The organism is Pseudomonas entomophila, assembly GCF_029478665.1.
Lineage (GTDB): Bacteria > Pseudomonadota > Gammaproteobacteria > Pseudomonadales > Pseudomonadaceae > Aquipseudomonas > Aquipseudomonas entomophila_F.
This window is the reverse complement of sequence record NZ_JARPQB010000004.1, coordinates 214,024-232,633: the sequence shown is the minus strand read 5'-3', so window position 1 is coordinate 232,633 and position 18,610 is coordinate 214,024. Positions and strand designations below refer to the sequence as shown.

The following is an 18,610-nucleotide window of genomic DNA, read 5'->3' as shown; positions in this document are numbered from 1 at the left end:
CAAACTTCTAGGGTGCCTATCACTAACCTGTAGGAGCGGCTTCAGCCGCGAAGCAGGCACCGCGGTGTGTGGCACCCACTTTGCGGGTGATCGCGGCTGAAGCCGCTCCTACAAGGGCGCGGCCCGCCTTAGCGGCGCACCACGCCCGGCAGCACGCAGAGCATTTCGAACAACAGGTTGGCGCCCAGCAGCGAGGTGTTGCCGGTGGTGTCGTAGGGTGGGGAGACTTCGACCAGGTCACAGCCGATCAGGTCCAGGCCATGGCAACCGCGGATGATCTCCATCGCCTGGATGGTGGTCAAGCCGCCGATCTCCGGGGTGCCGGTGCCAGGCGCCCAGGCTGGGTCGATGCCGTCGATGTCGAACGACAGGTACACCGGGCCGCCACCGACCTTTTCACGCACTTCGGCCATCAGCGGCTCCAGCGACTTGTGCCAGCACTCTTCGGCCTGCACCACGCGGAAGCCCTGGCGGCGGCTCCAGTTGAAGTCGTCGGCGGTGTAGCCCTGGGCGCGCAGGCCAATCTGCACCACGCGGTCGCAATCGAGCAGGCCTTCCTCCACCGCGCGGCGGAAGGTGGTGCCGTGGGCGATCTTCTCGCCGAACATGTGGTCGTTGACGTCGGCGTGGGCATCGATGTGCACCAGGCCGATCTTGCCGTGCTTCTTGTGCAGGGCGCGCAGGATCGGCAGGGTGATGGTGTGGTCGCCACCCAGGGTCATCGGGATGACGTTGTGCTCGACGATCTCGTCGTAGGCTTCTTCGATGATGCGCACGGCGTCGAGCAGGTTGAAGGTGTTGATCGCCACGTCACCGATGTCGGCCACCGACAGCGAATCGAACGGGGCGGCGCCGGTGGCCATGTTGTACGGGCGGATCATCACCGACTCGGCGCGGATCTGCCGCGGGCCGAAGCGGGTGCCCGAGCGCAGCGAGGTACCAATGTCCAATGGCACGCCGATGAAGGCGGCGTCCAGGCCTTCGGCGCTTTGCAGGTGGGGAAGGCGAAGCATGGTGGCGATGCCGCCGAAACGCGGCATTTCATTGCCGCCCAGTGGTTGGTGGAGAATCTTGTCCACGGTGGGCCTCATCAGTCGGTCGATTGTTCTGTTTGTTCGAACCTGTGCCGCCGCGCGCCTGGATGATCGGGTCATCTCGGCGGACAGGGACATTTCGCCGCAGTCTGCGCAAGGTAGTGCCCGGGAAGAATCGCTACCGACAAAAACTTACTTCAGGAATTTCTGAACTATCGGCGCAAAGTCGAGTTAGACTCTGGCCATTTCCAGCTCGCGGACCCGTTGCTCCATGGCCTCATCGCTGCCCGACCTGAAACTGTTGCGCATCTTCGCCAGCGTGGTGCGCCACCAGGGGTTCGCCAATGCCCAGCGTGACCTCAACCTGTCGACCTCGGCCATCAGTACCTACATGAGCCAGCTCGAAAGCGCGTTGGGCATCGTGCTCTGCCATCGCGGCCGGGGCGGCTTCAGCCTGACCAGCAAGGGCGAGCTGTTCCATCAGGAAACGCTGCGCGTGCTGGGTGAGCTGGACGGCTTCGAGCAGTACGCGGCGGCGCTCAAGGGCGAGCTGCGCGGCACCCTCAATCTGGGGGTGATCGACTCCACCGTCGGCGACCGCGCCCTGCCATTGGCCGAAGCCATTGGCGCCTACAGCCAGGAGCATCCGGCCGTGCACCTGCACCTGTCGGTCTCCAGCCCCTACGAGTTGCAACTGGGCGTGCAGGACAATCGCCTGGACCTGGCCATCGGCGCTTTTTCCTCGCGCATGAGCGGCTTGGTCTACCAGCCGCTGTACCGCGAGCAGCACTGGCTGTACTGCAGCAGCCGCCACCCGCTGTTCGCCGAGCGGCGCATTCCCGAGCCGGTGATCACCCAGCAACGCATGGTCGGGCGCGGCTACTGGAGCCAGGCCGAACTGGCCCGGCATGGCTTCAAGCACAGCGCGGCGACGGTGGAGAGCATGGAGGCGCAGCTGATTCTGATTCTCTCCGGCGCCTACATCGGTTACCTGCCCGAGCACTATGCCCAGGCCTGGGTCGACAAGGGCGACCTGCGCGTGTTGTCGCCGGCCACCTTTGGCTACCAGGCGCCGTTCTCCCTGATCATTCGTCGTGGACGGAGCCGGGAACCCCTGATCCAGACGTTCCGCGACTTGCTCAAGAGCCAGCTCAACGTGGGCTGAGCCAGGTCGCTTCCAACACATTCCGTCAGGTCGAGTAAATTTCCTACAAAACTTGACCGCTGACGTGATGGCCTTCTGCTAAACATCTACTTGCTTTGATGAATTTCCCACTCATCTGGATAAGCAAGGGACCGCCAACGATGCGCATGAATTTGCCCGTCACTGAGCACGAAAGAACCTTCCCCCAACACCAGCGGCTGATTTCCACCACCGACCTGAACAGCCGTATCACCTACTGCAACGACGCATTCGTGGCCATCAGCGGTTTCACCTACGACGAACTGGTGGGGCAGCCACACAACCTGGTGCGTCATCCCGACATGCCGCCGGCGGTCTTCGGGCATATGTGGGACACCATCAAGCAAGGCAAACCCTGGATGGGCGTGGTCAAGAACCGCGCCAAGAACGGCGATTACTATTGGGTCAGCGCCTATGTCACGGCGATCTACGAGAATGGCCGCATCAGTGGCTACGAGTCGGTGCGCTCGGTGCCGACCCGTGAGCAGATCCGTCGCGCCGAGAATCTTTATGCGCGCTTGCGCGCCGGGCGGTCTCCGGTGCCTCTGGCGGCCCGACTGGGCCATGGCGTCGGGCACGGTTGGCCGCTGATCGTCGCTGGCCTGCTGTCGGCCGCCGCCTATCTCTGGCTGCCCGCGTATGCGGCGCTGGGGGTGCTGATGGCCAGCCTGCTGGCGGCCTGGTACCAGGTCGAGCACCGGCAGAACCAGGCCATCCGCCGCACGCTCGAAGAGCACCCCAAGGCGTTTACCAGCCCGCTGGTGGCCCTGACCTACAGCGACAACCCCGGCCTTCAGGGCCAACTCGACCTGGCCATCATCAGCGAAGAGGCGCGCCTGCAGACCGCGCTGACCCGCCTGGTGGACGCCGGCGTCGGGGTCAAGTCGCGGGCCGCGCAGTCCTCGGACCTGTCCGGCGCCCAGGCGCAGATGCTCGACCGCCAGCGCAGCGAGACCGACCAGTCGGCCACGGCCATCGCGCAGATGGCCGCGACCATCCAGCAGGTCACCCACAACGTGCAGAGCACGGCCCATGCCGCCAGCGACGCCGACCACCTCGCCCAGCACGGTAGCGAGCTGGCCGAGCAGAGCCTGCGGGCGATGGGCAGCATGCGCGAGGCGGTCGGCGATATCGGCCAGGCGGTCAATGCGCTGGCCGAGCAGACCCAGTCGATCGGCGGCGTGGTGGATGTCATCACCTCGATTGCCGAGCAGACCAACCTGCTGGCGCTCAATGCCGCCATCGAGGCGGCGCGGGCCGGTGAGCAGGGCCGGGGCTTCGCGGTGGTCGCCGATGAGGTCCGCTCGCTGGCTCAGCGCACTCGTACCTCGACCGAGGAGATCCATCACATCATCGCCAGCCTGCGCAGCGGTGCCGACCGCGCGGTGGCCAGCGCCAGCCGTGGCCAGCAGATCTCCCAGGACAGCGTGCACAGTGTCGAGGCCGTGCAGGAGGCGCTGGCCGGCATTGCCCAGGCGGTCAGCCGCATCACCGGCATGAGCCAGCAGATGGCCACGGCGTCCGAGCAGCAAAGTCATGTGGCCGAGGATATCAACCAGCAGATCGTGCGCATCGCCCACCTGTGTGATGAGAGTGCCGGGCAGGCCAAGCAGGGCGCCGAGATCAGCCAGGACCTGGAGCGCATGGCGGAGTACCTGCACAGCCTGGCGGAGCGGTTCAATCGTTGAGGCCTGTTCGCCGGCAAGCCGGCTCCTACCGAGGAGCCGGCTTGCCGGCGATGGGCTGCGCCGCAGCCCCAGGATTGCAGCTTCACCGCAACCCTGTGGCAAACTACGCGCCCGAAGGAGCCCTCCATGTCCAGACCTCGCTGCGGCCGCTGCCAGCGCCCGCTCGCCCATTGCCTTTGCCCACTGATCCCGCACCTCGACAGCCGCACCCGGGTGGTCGTGCTTCAGCACCCCAGTGAAACCTCGCACGCCCTGAATACCGCGCGGCTGGCGGCCCTTGGTCTGGTCAACGCCGAACTGCGGATCGGTGAGGTGTTCGACGACCTGCAGGATCTGCTGGCTACGCCGGGTTACCGGCCGGCGCTACTGTTCCCTGGAGAGGGGGCCGAAGTCCTGCAGGCTTATGGACACGATGACAACTTGCCGCTGCTCTTGATCGTCCCCGATGGCACCTGGCGCAAGGCGCGCAAGATGCTGTACCTGAACCCGCTGCTCGAGGCGCTGCCACGGGTGATATTGGGCGATGTTCCGCCATCGCGCTACCGGCTGCGCAAGGCGCCGGAACCGGGCGCCCTGTCGACGCTGGAGGCGGTGGAGCAGGCGTTGAATGTGCTGGAGTCGCCTGTGTCGTTCGAGGCCTTGCTCCAGCCGTTCGAGGCGTTGATCGAGGGGCAGATCGAAGCCATGGGGGCCGAGACTTTCCAGCGTAACCATGGGCAGGACTGAGCTCGCCGCCCGCGCATGACCTGTAGGAGCGGCTTCAGCCGCGATCCCGGCGACGCGGTGTCTTGGTACCCGCTTTGCGGGTGATCGCGGCTGAAGCCGCTCCTACAGAGGTTGTGCCAAATGTTGTGTCCGGTGGCAGGGCCACCACAGGCAACTACCGCTCCCGCAATGCCTCCGTTCGTGCTTTCAGCACCGGCTTCAACAGATAATCCAGCACGCTCTTCTGCCCGGTGATGATATCCACCGTGGCCACCATCCCCGGAATGATCAGCAGCGGCTTGTTATCCCCACCCAGATGGTTTTTCTCCGTGCGCACCTGGATCAGGTAGAACGCATTGCCCTTGTCATCGGTCACCGTGTCGGCGCCGATCAGTTCCAGCTTGGCTTTCAACCCGCCGTAGATGGTGTAGTCATAGGCACTGAACTTGACCATCGCCGTCTGCCCCGGATGCAGGAACGCCACATCCTGTGGTCGCACCTTGGCCTCGATCAGCAGGTTGTCCTCGATCGGCACGATCTCCACCAGGTCGCTGCCGGGCTGCACCACGCCACCGATGGTATTGACCTTGAGCAGCTTGACGATGCCGCGCACCGGTGACACCACCGTGGTGCGGTTGACCCGGTCGTCGATGGCGATACTGGTGGCGGTGATCTTCGACAGCTCCGTGCGCTTGTCGTTGAGCTCCTTGGCGGCGTCGGAGCGAAAGCCGGCGTCGGCTTCCTGGATCTTGCTCCTGATCTCCGCCACCGCGGCTTCGGCGCGGGGGATCGCCAGGCTGGTGGCGTTGAGCTGACCGCGGGCCTCGACGGTGCGTTGCTTGAGGCGCAGGATCTCCACCGGTGAGATGGCGCCCTTGCCCACCAGCGGCGAGGACATGTCCAGCTCCTGCTGCAGCAGCCCCAAGGCTGACCGGTATTGATCGACCTTGGAGCGGAACTCGGCGAGTTCCTGGGTCTTCTGCCGCAGCTGTTCATTGAGCGTTTGTTTCTCGCTGGCCAGGCGGCGCTGGCGCGAGTCGTACAGGGCGGCTTCGTCCTCGGCCACTTGCGGTGCCTTGGCACGCACCTCATCCGACAGCGCGAAGGGGCGGCCTTCGGACTCCGCCGACAGGCGCTCGACCTGGGCGGTGAGGGCGTAGCGGTCGGCCTCGCTTTCGCCTTTGTTGGATTTGAAGCGCGTGTCGTCCAGGCGCAGCAGCGTCGCGCCCTTGTCCACCATCTGCCCTTCGCGCACGAAGATCTCGGTGACGATGCCGCCCTCGAGGTTCTGTATCACCTGCACCTTGCTGGAGGGGATGGCTTTGCCCTCGCCGACGGTGACTTCGTCGAGCACCGCGAAGTTGGCCCAGGCCAGCGCTACCAGCAGCAGGGTCGCGGTCAGCCACACGGTCAGGCGTGACAGGCTCGGCGAGTCCTGCAAGGTGGCGCCAGCCAGCTCTGGCATGTAGTCGCGTTCGGCGCGCTTGTCGGTGCCGTGGAGGTAGCTGCGGATGCTGTGGCCGAGGGGCATGTCTCACCTCCAGGAAAATTGGCCCTTGTAGGAGCGGGCTTGTCCCGCGATCACGGGCGCTGCCCGTGCCAGACGCCGCGGTGTCTTCTTCGCGGGACAAGCCCGCTCCTACAGGGAGGGTTGTCGTGTCACAGCGCGGCACCGATACGGCCCTTGCGCAACGCATCGATCACCGCGTCCTTCGGCCCATCGGCAACGATCTTGCCGTTGTCCAGCACCAGCAACCGATCCACCAGGCTGAGCATCGAGGTGCGGTGGGTGACCAGCAGCAGGGTCTTGCCCGGCACCCAGGCGAGCAGGCGCTGGCGCAGTTGTTCTTCGCTGCTGTTGTCCATGTGGCTGGTGGGTTCGTCGAGGATCAGGATCGGCGGCTCCAGCAGCAGTGCCCGGGCCAGCAGCACGGCCTGGCGCTGGCCGCCGGAAAGCAGTTGGCCACGTTCGCCCACCGGGCGGTCGAAACCTTGCGGGTGCTGGCGGGCCAGCTCGCTGACGCCGGTCAGCTCGGCCACTTCGAGCATGCGCGCATCGCTGACATGGCGCGCGCCCAGGGTGAGGTTGTCGCGCAGGCTGCCGGCCAGCAGCGGCAGGTCGTGGGCCACGTAGCCCAGCTGGTTGCGCAGGTCGGCAATGTCCAGCTGGCGCAGGTCGAGGTTGTCCAGCAGCACCTGGCCTTCGTCGGGGTGGTGGAAGCCCATCAGCAGCCGCGCCAGGGTGCTCTTGCCCGAGCCGCTGCGGCCGATGATGCCGATGCGCTCGCCAGGCTTGAGCACGCAATTGACGTCATTGAGCGCCGGGGCGGTCTGCCCGGCATAGCGGAAGGTGGCGTGGCTGATGCTCACGCCGCCCTGCAGCGTGGTGTGGTCCAGCGCCTGGTGCTCGGCCTGGCGTTCCTGGGGCAGGCTCATCAGCGCGTCGGTGCTGCGCATGGTCAGTTGCGCCTGCTGGTAGCGGGTGATCAGCCCGGCGATCTGCCCCAGCGGCGCGAGCACGCGGCTGCCGAGCATGTAGCTGGCGACCAGGGCGCCGACACTCAGGTTGCCGGCAATGATGCTGTACACCCCGGCGACGATGGTGGCCATGCCGCAGAACTGCTGGATGAACAGCGTGCCATTGCTGGCCAGGGCTGACAGGTTGCGGGCGTGGGCGTCTAGACGGGCGATGGCGCCGTTGGTGTGCTCCCACTGGTACTGGCGCTCGCTTTCGGCGCCGCAGGCCTTGAGGGTTTCCAGGCCACCAAGGGTCTCGATCAGCAGGGCCTGGCGCACGGCGCCCAGGCTCAGGCTCTTCTGCACGGTGTCGCGCAGGCGCACCTGGATGAACAGCGCCAGGCCCATGGCCAGCGGGAAGGCGATCAGCGGGATCAATACCAGCCAGCCACCGAGCAGGCCGATCACCAGCAGCATCAGGGCGACGAAGGGCAGGTCGATGATGCTGGTCAGGGTGACCGCCGTGAGGAATTCACGCAGGCCCTGGAAGTCATGAATGCTTTGCGCGAAGCCGCCGATGGTGGCGGGGCGGGCCTTCATGCTCATGCCGGTGATGCGTTCGAACAGGGTGGCGGAAAGGATCAGGTCGGTCTTCTTGCCGGCCTGGTCGAGCAGGTGGGCGCGGACCATGCGCAGCACCAGTTCGAAGGCGGTACCGATGAACAGCCCGGCGACCAGCACCCACAGGGTCGACAGTGCCTGGTTGGGCACCACGCGGTCGTAGGTCTGCATGACGAACAGGGGCACCATCAGCCCCAGCAGGTTGATCAGCAGGCTGGCCAGCAGGGCATCGCCATACAGCCAGCGGGAGTGGCGCAGGGTGTCACAGAACCAGGCGTTGACCCGCGGTAGCAGCGGGGCGCGCACCTCCTCCAAAGAGTGACGGGGACGAGCGAACAGAACCTGGCCGCTGTAGGCCTCGGCCAGCGCCTCGCGCTCGACCCACTGCTCGCCGCCGTCGGCCTCGCAGGGCAACAGCAGCGCGCGGCCATCGTCGCCCCAGCGTTGCAACACCGCACTGCGGCCGTCGTTGAAAATCAGCAGGACCGGCAGGTTGAGTGCCGAGATGGCGCCCAGTTCGCGGTGCAGCACCCGTGCCTGCAACCCGGCCTTGGCGGCCGCGCGCGGCAGCAGGGCCAGGCCCAGGCGTTGGTCGGCCAGCGGCAGGCCACTGCACAGGCTGGCACGGCTGGCGGGGCAGCCGTGCAGCTTGCACAGGATCAGCAGGCCATCGAGCAACGGATCATCCACATCCAGGCGCGGTTGCGCGCTTTGCATACTGGTCACGATGGCCTACTCCTGTCGCGTTGGACGCTGGTGGGCAGCCTGTTGCGGCGAACCTCAACGCATGTCGGGCAACCTCGCCTCGTTGCGCACTTCGGTCTTGGCAATGGCTTCCGGCGGCAACGAGATGCGCTGCTTGCTCAGCAACTCACCCATGTTGGCCAGCAGGCGGTACATGGAGAACTCTTCGGTGTAGCGCACTTCGGTGTAGCGCCGGTTGGCGTTGTACAGCTCGTTCTCGCTGTCGAGCACATCGAGCAGGGTGCGCTGGCCCAGGCCGAACTGGTCCTGGTAGGCGGCGCGCACGCGTTGGGTGGTCTCGGCGTATTCGCGGGCGCTTGGCAGTTGCTTGCGGGCATTGTTCATGGCGTTCCAGGCCAGGCTGAGGTTCTCGTTCAGCTCGCGCAGGGCGTTGTTGCGGATGTCCATGGCCTGGTTGATCTTGTGTGCGTCGGATTGCAGGCGGGCCTTGTCGCTGCCGCCGCGGAACAGGTTGTAGCTGAGCTCGACGCCGGCCTGCCAGTCGTTGTTGTCGTGGCCTTTCTGGCCGCCGATGTTGTTGTTGGCGCCGGTGGCCAGCACGGCGTCCAGGCGCGGGTAGAAGGGCGACTTGGCCACTTCGTATTGTTGCTCGGCCGACTGCACATCGGCCTGGGCCGACTTGAGGTAGGGGTTGTTCTCCAGCATGCCTTGGCGGGCGCCCTGCAGGTCGGTTGGCACCTCACCTTTGATGGTGGCCGGGGCGTCGAGCTCATCGGGCAGGCGCCCGATCACGCTGAAGAAGTTGGCCTCGGCGTCGGCCAGGTCGACCTCGGCGGTGTCCAGGTTGTTCTCGGCCAGGGCGCGACGGGCGCGGGACTGGTCGAGGTCGGCGGTGCTGCCCACGCCGCGCTCGCTGCGCAGGCCGATCTGGTCGTTGACCCGCAGGTGCGCCTGCAGGTTGTTCTTGGCCAGGGTCACCAGTTCGCGGCGCTTGAGCACTTCGAGGTAGACCTCGATGGCGCGCAGCGCCACGGTCTCGGCGGTGGCCTGGGTGTAGTAGGCGCGCGAAGTGGCGACCGCCTCGGTGCGGCCGACTTCGTTGGCGGTGTTGAAACCGTCGAACAGCATCTGCCGCAGGCGCAGTTCGGACTGGGTGTAGCTGAGTGTTTCTTTGTTGTGGTTGCGCGTGCCGTCGGCATTGAAACCGCGGGTATTGGTGTTGTCCGAACGCTGCCGGCCATACCCGGCCACCAGGTCGACGGTCGGGTAATACCCCCCGCGGGCGAATTTCACATCCTCGTCGGCGGACAGCCGGCTGTTGCGGCTGGCACTGATTTCAGGATGCTGGTCCACGGCGCTCTGAACGGCCTCGGTAATCGACATCGCCTGAGTGTTGGCACACGCCATGGCCAACAAAATCGCACTGGTGATGGGGGTTAAAACGCGCATGGGGTACTTCTCCCTGGTCTCAAAAAATGTCCTGCGATCGCCAATAAAATGACGAAATATAAGAATCAAACCGTTTCAGGTTTGTAACAACAGAGCTAAGAACATTTATAAGGCGAGCTAAGAAGAAATTTTCATAAGGTATATGCGAAAAAAAACTTATGCGGTCTAAGGAATCCGCGACATTGTTTCATTCAAGTGGTTACGGGAACCGGCTGGGACAGGCGTTTTTCGGGCCTCGGAGAAAGATCCATATTTTTTGCAGCTAAGGAAGCAGGGGAGGAAGGCGAAAGCGGAATTTGGCGACAAAAATTTGGCATCGAATGATGGCCATTGTCCAGTACCGCTATCGCGGAAGTCGTCACAGGGAGCGTGATTGCCCACGCACGTGACAGCAACGATCCGGCTGCCACGTGCGTCGGGCGTTGCATGCATGACCCGCCAGCCTTGGACTGCGAGAAACCCATCGGCAGGGGAGGCGTGCGCTCATGGCTAAGTTACTCGGTGTGGTCAGCAAGGTTGTCGGCCAGGTATTCGCAGTGGAGGGTGATGGCCATCGTCGACTGGTGGTGGAGGGCGATCGCCTGTTCGCTGGCGAACAACTGGAAACGGGGGCCGCCGGCGCGGTGGCCGTGCGTTTGCAGAACGGCGGTTTGTTGACCCTCGGACGCGACAGCAGCCTGGCCCTGAACCCGGAACTGTTGGCCGGCCACTCGCAACCGGCCCATGCACCGAATACGGCGCCCAGCGATGCCCTGCTCAGTGATGTCGAGCGGATGCAACGGGCCATTGCCGCAGGGGCCGACCCGACCAAGGAAGGCGAAGCGCCAGCGGCGGGTGGGCACCATGGTGCCTTCAATGGCGAACTGGGGGGCGGGCACAGTTTCGTGCTGCTGACCGAAGTGGCCGCGCGCGTCGATCCCTCCATCGGTTTTCCGACAGCGGGTTTCAATGGCATCCCCGAGCTGGACAACCGTTACCTTGGCGAACTGGACCCGCACAATGATGAGGGGGCGCCGGTAGTCCCTCCGCCACCTGCGCCCGTTCCCGAGGTGCTGGACAACCCCGTCACGCTCAGTGGCTTGAATGCTCAGCCAGGTGAGCTGTCCCTGTCCGAAGCCAGCCTGCCCCAAGGCTCGGCGAGCAATCCGGCGGCGCTGACCCAGTCCGGCAGTTTCACCGTCGTGGCGCCGGATGGCGTGTTCAACCTCAGTGTCGGCGGCATCAATGTGGTCACGGCAGGCACCGTGACCGGTGTGGGCCACTCGATCGTGACCGGGCTCGGCAACCTGCTCACCATCACCGGCTACAACCCGGCGACCGGTGTGGTCAGCTACAGCTACACTCTGACAGGTGCCGAACAGCCCCCGAATGGCGATGCCACGGTTGGTGAGCACTTCCCCGTGCTGGCCAGCGATACCGACGGCGATGTCGCCAGCGGCTCCCTGGATGTGATCATTCGTGACGACGCCCCAAAGGCAGTGGACGACAGCAACCCGGTGACCGCCACCGAGCAGCACCTGGAGCTTAGCGGCAACGTGCTGGGCAACGATATACAAGGCGCCGACCGCATCCCCAGTGGCCCGATCGTGGCCGGCACCTTCGTCGGCACCTATGGCACCCTGGTACTGGCTGCCGACGGCTCCTACACCTACACCCTCAACCCCGACGACACCGACTTCAAGCACCTGCACGGCGGCGGCAATGGTGTGGAGCACTTCACCTACACGCTGAAGGACGCCGACGGCGATACCAGCACGGCGACCCTGACCCTCAACATCACCAATCTCAATGACTCCGTGACTCTGGGGGGGCTGGGTGCGGAGGGTGGCGAGCTGACAGTGTTCGAGAAGCACCTGGCCGATGGCAGCGCACCGAACCCTGGCGCGCTGACCCAGAGCGGCACCTTCACCCTCACCGCGCCGGACGGCTTGCAGAGCCTCAGCGTGGGCGGCATCGATGTGGTCAGTGGTGGTGTGGCGGCGGGCTTCCCGCAGTCGATCACCACGGCGCTGGGCAACACCCTGACCATCACCGGCTACAACCCGGCGACCGGTGTGGTCAGCTACAGCTACACCTTGCTCGCAGCCTCGGACGCCAATGGGCTCAGCGAACATTTCACGGTCAAGGCCACGGACACCGACGGCAGCAGCGCCAACGCCACTCTGGACGTGAACATCGTCGACGATGCACCCAAGGCGGTGAATGACGGCAACCCGGTGACCGCCACCGAGCAGCATCTGGAACTGAGTGGGAGCGTGCTGGGCAATGATATCCAGGGCGCCGACCGCATCCCCAGCGGCCCGGTCGTGGCCGGCACCTTCGTAGGCACCTACGGCACCCTGGTACTGGCGGTGGACGGTTCCTACACCTACACCCTCAACCCTGACGACACCGATTTCAAGAACCTGCACGGCGGCGGCAATGGCGTGGAGCAATTCACCTACACGCTGAAGGATGCGGATGGCGATACCAGCACGGCGACCCTGACCCTGAACGTCAGCAACCTCAATGACCCAGTAACCCTGGGTGGCCTTGGTGTGGAAGGCGGCGAGCTGAAGGTCTACGAGAAAAACCTCACCGACGGCAGTGCCCCCAACCCAGGCGCGCTGACCCAGGGCGGCACGTTCAGCGTGACCGCCCTTGACGGCCTGCAGACCCTGACCGTGGCGGGCATCACAGTGGTGAGTGGCGGCGCTCCCGCAGGTTTTCCCCAGTCGATCACCACACTCTTGGGCAACACCCTGACCATCACCGGCTATGATCCGGCGACCGGCGTGGTGAGCTACACCTACCAGTTGCTGGACAACGAGGGCCATGCCACGGGCCAGGGCGCCAACAGCCTGGTCGAGCAGTTCACCGTCAGTGCCGTGGACACCGATGGCAGCAGCGCCAGCGGCACCCTCGACGTGAGCATCGTCGACGATGTGCCCAGGGCGCATTGCGACTTCGCCGATGTCACCGAAGGCGGCAGTGTCAGCGGCAATGTGCTGGCCAACGATGTGATCGGCGCCGATGGTCGCAGTGATGGCCAGTACGTGGTCGGCGTGCGCGCCGGGCATGACACCTCGACTTCGGCCAGCGGGCACGTGGGCGAGCAGATCCAGGGCCTGTACGGTTACCTGGTGCTTGATGCCCAGGGCATGGGCACCTACCACGCCTACGCCAATCAGGATCTGCCGCAGTGGGCCAGCGACACCTTCGTCTACACCATTCGCGACGCCGACGGTGACGAGAGCACCGCCACCATCACCATCAACGTGCAAGACAGCAAGTTGCTGGCGGGCGTCGACGACGAGGTGAAGGTTTTCGAGAAAGCGCTCGACCTGAACAAAGATGGCAATGACCTGGCGGCGGGCACGGTCATCGGCAGCAATCCCGGTTCAACCGCAGAAACCGCATCCGGCTCCCTGGCCGGCTCGGTCAGCGGTGGCGTGGGCACCTTGACCTACAGCCTGGTCGGCAACGCGGTAGGGCAATACGGTCAGCTCCAGTTGAATACGGACGGCTCCTACACCTACACCCTGACATCGGCGCCGAATTCGCCCATTCATGCGAACGATGGCCCGAACATCGTGACCGAGAGCTTTACCTATCAGGTGAAGGATCCGCTCGGCAACGCCACCACCAGCACCATCGTCATCAGCATCGTCGACGATGTGCCCAAGGCCCACTGCGACTTCGCCAACGTCAGCCAGGGCGGCAGCGTCAGCGGCAATGTACTGGCCAACGATGTGATCGGCGCCGACGGCCGCAGTGACGGCCAGTATGTGGTCGGTGTGCGCTTCGGCCACGACACCTCGAGCTCCGCCGTCGGCCATGTCGGCGACCCGATCCAGGGCCTGTATGGCTACCTGACCCTCGACGCCCAGGGCAATGGCACCTACCACGCCAACCCCAACAGCGTGTTGCCACCGTGGGCCACCGACCACTTCGTCTACACCATTCGCGATGCCGATGGCGATGAAAGCACCACCACCATCACCATCAACGTGCAGGACAGCAAGTTGCTGGCCACGGTCGACGACGAGGTCAAGGTCTTCGAGAAGGCCCTCGACCTGAACAAGGATGGCAACGACCTGGCGGCAGGCCATATCACCGGCAGCGAGCCGGGTTCCACTGCGGAAACCGCTTCCGGTTCGCTGGTGGGGTCGGTCAGCGGCGGCGTGGGCGGCCTGACCTACAGCCTGGTGGGCAATGCCCTGGGCCAGTACGGTCAGATCCAGTTGAATGCGGACGGCTCCTACACCTACACCCTGACGTCGGCACCGAACTCGCCCAATCACGTGAGCGATGGCCCGAACAGCGTGACTGAAAGCTTCACCTACCAGGTGAAGGACTCGTTGGGCAATACCTCCACCAGCACCATCGTCATCAGCATCGTCGACGATGTGCCCAGGGCGCAGAACGATTTCGCCGGTGTGCAGCAGGGCGGCAACATCAGCGGCAATGTACTGGCCAACGATGTGATCGGCGCCGATGTGCGTGGCGATGGCCATTACGTGGTAGGTGTGCGTTTCGGCCACGACACTTCGACCTCGGCCAGTGGCCATCTGGGCGAGCCGATCACCGGGCTGTACGGCTACCTGACCCTCGATGCACAGGGCAATGCCACCTACCACGCCAACCCCGACAGCGTGTTGCCACCGTTTGCCGCCGACAGTTTCGTCTACACCCTCCGTGATGCCGATGGTGACGAGAGCACCGCCGTCATCCGTATCAGCGTGCAGAACAGCCAGCTGACCGCCAGCCAGGACAGCGACGTCACGGTCTACGAAAAAGCACTGGACCTGCACAAGGATGGCAACGACCTGGCGGCTGGCAGCGTGACCGGCAGCGAGCCGGGTTCTACCGGCGAAACCGCTTCCGGCAGCCTGGTCGGCTCGGTCAGCGGAGGATTCGGCGCCCTGACTTACAGCCTGGTGGGTAACGCCGCGGGTCAATATGGCCAGATCCAGTTGAATGCCGACGGCTCCTACACCTATACCCTGACCTCGGCGCCGAAAACGCCGGGCGGCACGAACGACGGTGCCAATACGGTCATCGAACAGTTCACCTACAAGGCTACCGATGCGCTGGGCAACAGCGTCACCAGCACGATCGCCATCAACATCGTCGACGACGTGCCAAAGGTCGAAAGCGCGGTGCGCAGCATCACCCCGGGCCAGGTGGACTCCAACATCCTGCTGGTGGTCGACGTCTCCAGCAGCATGAACTCGGGGTCTGGCGTACCCGGCCTGACACGCCTGGAGCTGGCCAAGCAGGCCATCAACACCTTGCTCGACAAGTACGATGACATGGGGGACATCAAGGTACAGATCGTCACTTTCTCCACTGGCGCGACGATGCAGACCCCGGTGTGGGTTTCGATCGGCGAGGCCAAGAGCCTGATTGCCGGGCTCACGGCTGGTGGGTCGACCTACTACGACTCGGCTGCAGCCAAGGCCCAGGAAGCGTTCGTCAGTTCGGGCAAGCTGGTGGGTGCGCAGAATGTCAGCTACTTCTTCTCGGACGGCGAGCCCAGCGGTGGTCACTCGATCACCGCGGTTCGCGAAACCACCTGGGAAACCTTCCTCGACGACAACGGCATCAAGTCCTTCGCCATCGGCATGGGCAGTGGCGTCAATGCCGGCAACCTCGACCCGCTGGCCTATGACGGCAGCAGCCACACCGACACCAATGCGGTGGTGGTCACCGACCTCAACCAACTGGGCGCGGTGCTCTCCGGTACCGTGCAGGGGGCACCCATCACCGGCAGCCTCATGAGCGCTGGCGACTTCGGCGCCGATGGCGGTTTCATCAAGGCACTGGTGGTGGATGGCACCACCTACACCTACGATCCAAAGGCCAATGCCGGGCAGGGGGGCTATGCCGCCAGCGGCGGCGTGGACAAGGCGGTGTTCGACACGGTCAGCAACAGCCTCGGCATCAAGACCAGCCTGGGTGGCACCTTGCTGGTGAACATGGATACCGGCGAATTCACCTACACGCCGCCGAAGGACGGCGGCGCCGGCCAGGTGGAGAAGTTCACCTTCACCGCCAGTGACAACGACGGGGACACCAGCAGCGCCACGCTGACCGTGAACATCAACGGCAACGCCGCACCCGTGGCCGGCCCCGACCACATCATCACCAACATCAGTGGCGCCACGCTCAGCGTGCCGGTTGAAGCATTGCTGGCCAACGACAGCGATGCCGACCACGATCGGCTGAACGCCGCGCCAACCACCTTCAACACCGGTTTTGCCGACAAGGGCGCAGGCTTCAGCGCTGGTACCCAGGCCCAGACCCTTCAGTTCGACGGCACGCCCAACAAGGCCGAGAACCAGTTCCGCGACCTGGCGCGCAGCGAGTTCACCAGCCTGTCCGGGACCATGACTGCAGCGCTGGTGGTGGCGGGCTACCTCGGCATGATCAGCAACAGCAATGCCAATGACGAGGACACGCTGACCGTCACCTTGCGCAAGGGTGAAACCCTCACCCTCGACCATGACCGCCCCGCCGGCAACCTGATGATGGAGTGGAAGGAGGCCGGTGGCAGCTACCAGGGCATCGCCGATGGCGGCAGCTTCACCGCCGCCCATGACGGGGTGTACAGCATCCACGTGGTCAATACCGACAACGCCTCGGGCAACAGCAAGGCCGCCGAGAACTACAAGCTGAGCCTGGTGGTGGACTACAGCAACGCGGTCAACGATGGGGTGCATGACACCTACACCGTCAGCGATGGTCACGGCGGCACGGCTACCGGTAACGTCGATATCACCTACCAGCCCGGTCATGTGCTCGACGGTACGGCAGGTGATGATGTGCTGCTGGCAGGGAACGGTGACAACACCTTGAACGGTGGCGCCGGCAATGATGTGCTGGTGGCGGGAACCGGCAACGATCACCTGTACGGTGGCGAGGGTAACGACCTGCTGATCGCCGGGCCAGGCAACGACCTGCTGGACGGAGGCCCGGGCAGCGACACGGTCAGCTTCGCCAAGGCGGGGGGCGGCGTGGTGGTGGACCTGGGCCATGCCGGTCCGCAGAACACGGTGGGTGCGGGCGTGGACACCCTGACCAGCATCGAGAACCTGATTGGTTCGGAGTACAACGACACGCTCATCGGCAACGGTGGCGACAATGTGCTCAATGGTGGTGCGGGTGACGATACCCTGACCGGTGGCGGCGGCAACGATACCTTCGTCTGGCAGAAGGGGGACAGCGGCCACGATACCGTGACCGATTTCACCCCGGGCAGCGACCGGCTTGATCTGTCACAGCTGCTGCAGGGCGAGAACGCCAGCAGTGCTTCACTGGACGACTACCTGCACTTCAAGGTCAGCGGCACCGGCAGCAATGTGGTATCGACCATCGAGGTCAGCAGCGTCGCCGGCGCGGCGCCGACCCAGACCATCGACCTGGCCGGTGTCGATCTTGCGCAGCATTACGGGGTGACGGCCGGAGCGGGTGGGGTGATTGCGGCGGGGCATGACACGGCGACCATCATCAACGGCATGCTCAACGATCATTCGCTGAAGGTGGATACCGTGTGAGGCCTGTAGGAGCCAGCCTTGCTGGCGAACAGCGGTTCGCCAGCAAGGCTGGCTCCTACATCGAAAGGTGATCAACCCGGCCGGTGCAAGGTTTTCTGCTTGAGGATGTAAGCGCTGACCAGCACTGCGCTGGTGAGCATGAACACCCGCGCCCAGAACAGCGGCACCAGGTAGCACGAAAGGCCGATGCTCGCCCACATCAGGCCGATGGCGTACACCTTGCCCTTGAGCGGAATCCCTTCGCCACTGAGGTAGTCGCGAATCCACGGGCCAAGCCTGGGGTGGTTGACCAGCCAATCATGGAAGCGTGGCGAGCTGCGGGCAAAGCAGGCCGCGGCGAGCAGGAGAAACGGGGTGGTGGGCAACACCGGCAGGAAGATACCCGCCACCCCCAGCGCGACACTGAGCCAGCCGACGGCCAGCAGCAGGTAGCGCACCACGTCGATCAGTGGTGACGCGGCTTGAGCAGGGCAGGTTTTTCGTCCGGGGCGTGCAGCAGCAGGAACAGCGCACTCAGCGCCTCGGGGATCTGCACGATCATGTCGTCCTGCAGGTTGGCGTTCTTGGCGATGTCTTCGAACTCCGGTTGCTCATCGAACAGGCCCGAGCCGACCATAATGGGGAGCAGCATCTCGCTGACTTCTTCCTCGGCGTTCTCGAACCAGGCCTCTTCCCGCAGGAACACGCCCTCCATGAAGCCGATGCACCAGCCGCGCAGGTCGGAGTCGTCCGGCTCGTCGGTCAGGTCCAGGTCGCAGGGCAGGTCGAATTCCTCGTCGCTGGCCAGCTGGCGGGCGATGTGGCCCTTGAGCGCGACCAGGGTGGCTTCGATTTCGGTGCGCTGGGCATCGCTAGTGTAGTGCGGCTCTTCGGCGAACAGCGCGTCGATCCATTCGCGTTCGGGAACTTCCTCCGAGCAGATCGACAGCGCGGTCAGGTAGCCGTGTGCGGCGACGTAGTCCAGCGCTTCTTCGTGCAGCTCATCGGCGTCGAGGAAGGCTTGCAGGCGGGTCAGTTGCTCGGCGAAGGACATTACAGGGCTACCTTGGGGAATAAACGATGGTGAATTCTAGCACCTTGCGGCGCTTGGGGGGCAAAGGGAACGTCTGTCACCGGGGCATGCCGGGTGGCGCGGCAGTCGGGTATACTTCGCGCTTTTTCGTGTCGGCCGGCGTTTTCGCGCCAGTCGGCAAAAACCGCTTACGCATTCGCTGCGCGCGCGGCGGATTT

At 64.7% G+C, this 18,610-nt stretch carries 10 protein-coding genes and 1 pseudogene; 5 read left to right on the top strand and 6 right to left on the bottom strand.

Going from position 1 to position 18,610, the window contains the following annotated elements; translation table 11 throughout:
* Positions 1-128: 128 nt before the first annotated feature.
* Positions 129-1,079, bottom strand: a complete 951-nt coding sequence (speB, locus tag P5705_RS03675) for an agmatinase (protein WP_054893275.1) — start codon at positions 1,077-1,079, stop codon at positions 129-131.
* A 226-nt stretch (positions 1,080-1,305) separates the two neighbouring features.
* Between speB and P5705_RS03670 the strand changes: the two genes are divergently transcribed.
* From P5705_RS03670 to P5705_RS03660, 4 genes and pseudogenes are all read left to right on the top strand, one after another.
* The gene (locus tag P5705_RS03670) at positions 1,306-2,199 is read left to right on the top strand and encodes a LysR family transcriptional regulator (protein WP_277459605.1); all 894 of its coding nucleotides are present in this window, start codon (positions 1,306-1,308) and stop codon (positions 2,197-2,199) included.
* A 98-nt stretch (positions 2,200-2,297) separates the two neighbouring features.
* Positions 2,298-2,642: pseudogene (locus tag P5705_RS26315) on the top strand (PAS domain-containing protein); the annotation flags it as partial.
* Between the two features lie 234 nt (positions 2,643-2,876).
* A complete protein-coding gene (locus P5705_RS03665) occupies positions 2,877-3,905 on the top strand; it encodes a methyl-accepting chemotaxis protein (RefSeq protein WP_431196918.1) in 1,029 nt (342 codons plus the stop codon).
* 126 nt (positions 3,906-4,031) lie between these two features.
* Positions 4,032-4,631 carry a tRNA-uridine aminocarboxypropyltransferase gene (locus P5705_RS03660; RefSeq protein ID WP_277459603.1) on the top strand — a complete coding sequence of 200 codons (600 nt, stop codon included), beginning with the start codon at positions 4,032-4,034 and terminating at the stop codon, positions 4,629-4,631.
* A 154-nt stretch (positions 4,632-4,785) separates the two neighbouring features.
* Here P5705_RS03660 and P5705_RS03655 read toward each other — a convergent pair whose 3' ends face one another.
* The 3 genes from P5705_RS03655 to P5705_RS03645 all read right to left on the bottom strand — a co-directional run bounded on the left by P5705_RS03655 (position 4,786) and on the right by P5705_RS03645 (position 9,842).
* The gene (locus P5705_RS03655) at positions 4,786-6,141 is read right to left on the bottom strand and encodes an HlyD family type I secretion periplasmic adaptor subunit (RefSeq protein ID WP_277459602.1); all 1,356 of its coding nucleotides are present in this window, start codon (positions 6,139-6,141) and stop codon (positions 4,786-4,788) included.
* A 128-nt stretch (positions 6,142-6,269) separates the two neighbouring features.
* Positions 6,270-8,405 (bottom strand): type I secretion system permease/ATPase, encoded by a 2,136-nt coding sequence (locus P5705_RS03650; RefSeq protein WP_277459640.1) that lies wholly within the window; start codon positions 8,403-8,405, stop codon positions 6,270-6,272.
* 63 nt (positions 8,406-8,468) lie between these two features.
* Positions 8,469-9,842, bottom strand: coding sequence for a TolC family outer membrane protein (locus tag P5705_RS03645; RefSeq protein ID WP_277459601.1), 1,374 nt, complete (start codon positions 9,840-9,842; stop codon positions 8,469-8,471).
* 485 nt (positions 9,843-10,327) lie between these two features.
* Here P5705_RS03645 and P5705_RS03640 point away from each other — a divergent pair, with 485 nt between their 5' ends.
* Positions 10,328-17,380 carry a retention module-containing protein gene (locus tag P5705_RS03640; RefSeq protein WP_277459600.1) on the top strand — a complete coding sequence of 2,351 codons (7,053 nt, stop codon included), beginning with the start codon at positions 10,328-10,330 and terminating at the stop codon, positions 17,378-17,380.
* A 71-nt stretch (positions 17,381-17,451) separates the two neighbouring features.
* On the opposite strand, the gene P5705_RS03635 is transcribed toward P5705_RS03640, so the two are convergent.
* Both P5705_RS03635 and P5705_RS03630 read right to left on the bottom strand, forming a co-directional pair.
* Positions 17,452-17,817, bottom strand: a complete 366-nt coding sequence (locus P5705_RS03635; RefSeq protein WP_277459599.1) for a YbaN family protein — start codon at positions 17,815-17,817, stop codon at positions 17,452-17,454.
* Positions 17,818-17,825: 8 nt separating this feature from the next.
* The gene (locus tag P5705_RS03630) at positions 17,826-18,413 is read right to left on the bottom strand and encodes a YecA family protein (RefSeq protein WP_011535005.1); all 588 of its coding nucleotides are present in this window, start codon (positions 18,411-18,413) and stop codon (positions 17,826-17,828) included.
* Positions 18,414-18,610: the final 197 nt, after the last annotated feature.

Excerpts from the sequence above, each read along its gene's own strand:
- P5705_RS03650 (WP_277459640.1), bottom strand. The coding sequence starts at position 8,405 with ATGCAAAGCGCGCAACCGCGCCTGGATGTGGATGATCCGTTGCTCGAT.
- P5705_RS03645 (WP_277459601.1), bottom strand. The coding sequence starts at position 9,842 with ATGCGCGTTTTAACCCCCATCACCAGTGCGATTTTGTTGGCCATGGCG.
- P5705_RS03670 (WP_277459605.1), top strand. The coding sequence starts at position 1,306 with ATGGCCTCATCGCTGCCCGACCTGAAACTGTTGCGCATCTTCGCCAGC.
- P5705_RS03665 (WP_431196918.1), top strand. The coding sequence starts at position 2,877 with ATGGCCAGCCTGCTGGCGGCCTGGTACCAGGTCGAGCACCGGCAGAAC.
- P5705_RS03630 (WP_011535005.1), bottom strand. The coding sequence starts at position 18,413 with ATGTCCTTCGCCGAGCAACTGACCCGCCTGCAAGCCTTCCTCGACGCC.
- P5705_RS03655 (WP_277459602.1), bottom strand. The coding sequence starts at position 6,141 with ATGCCCCTCGGCCACAGCATCCGCAGCTACCTCCACGGCACCGACAAG.
- P5705_RS03640 (WP_277459600.1), top strand. The coding sequence starts at position 10,328 with ATGGCTAAGTTACTCGGTGTGGTCAGCAAGGTTGTCGGCCAGGTATTC.
- P5705_RS03660 (WP_277459603.1), top strand. The coding sequence starts at position 4,032 with ATGTCCAGACCTCGCTGCGGCCGCTGCCAGCGCCCGCTCGCCCATTGC.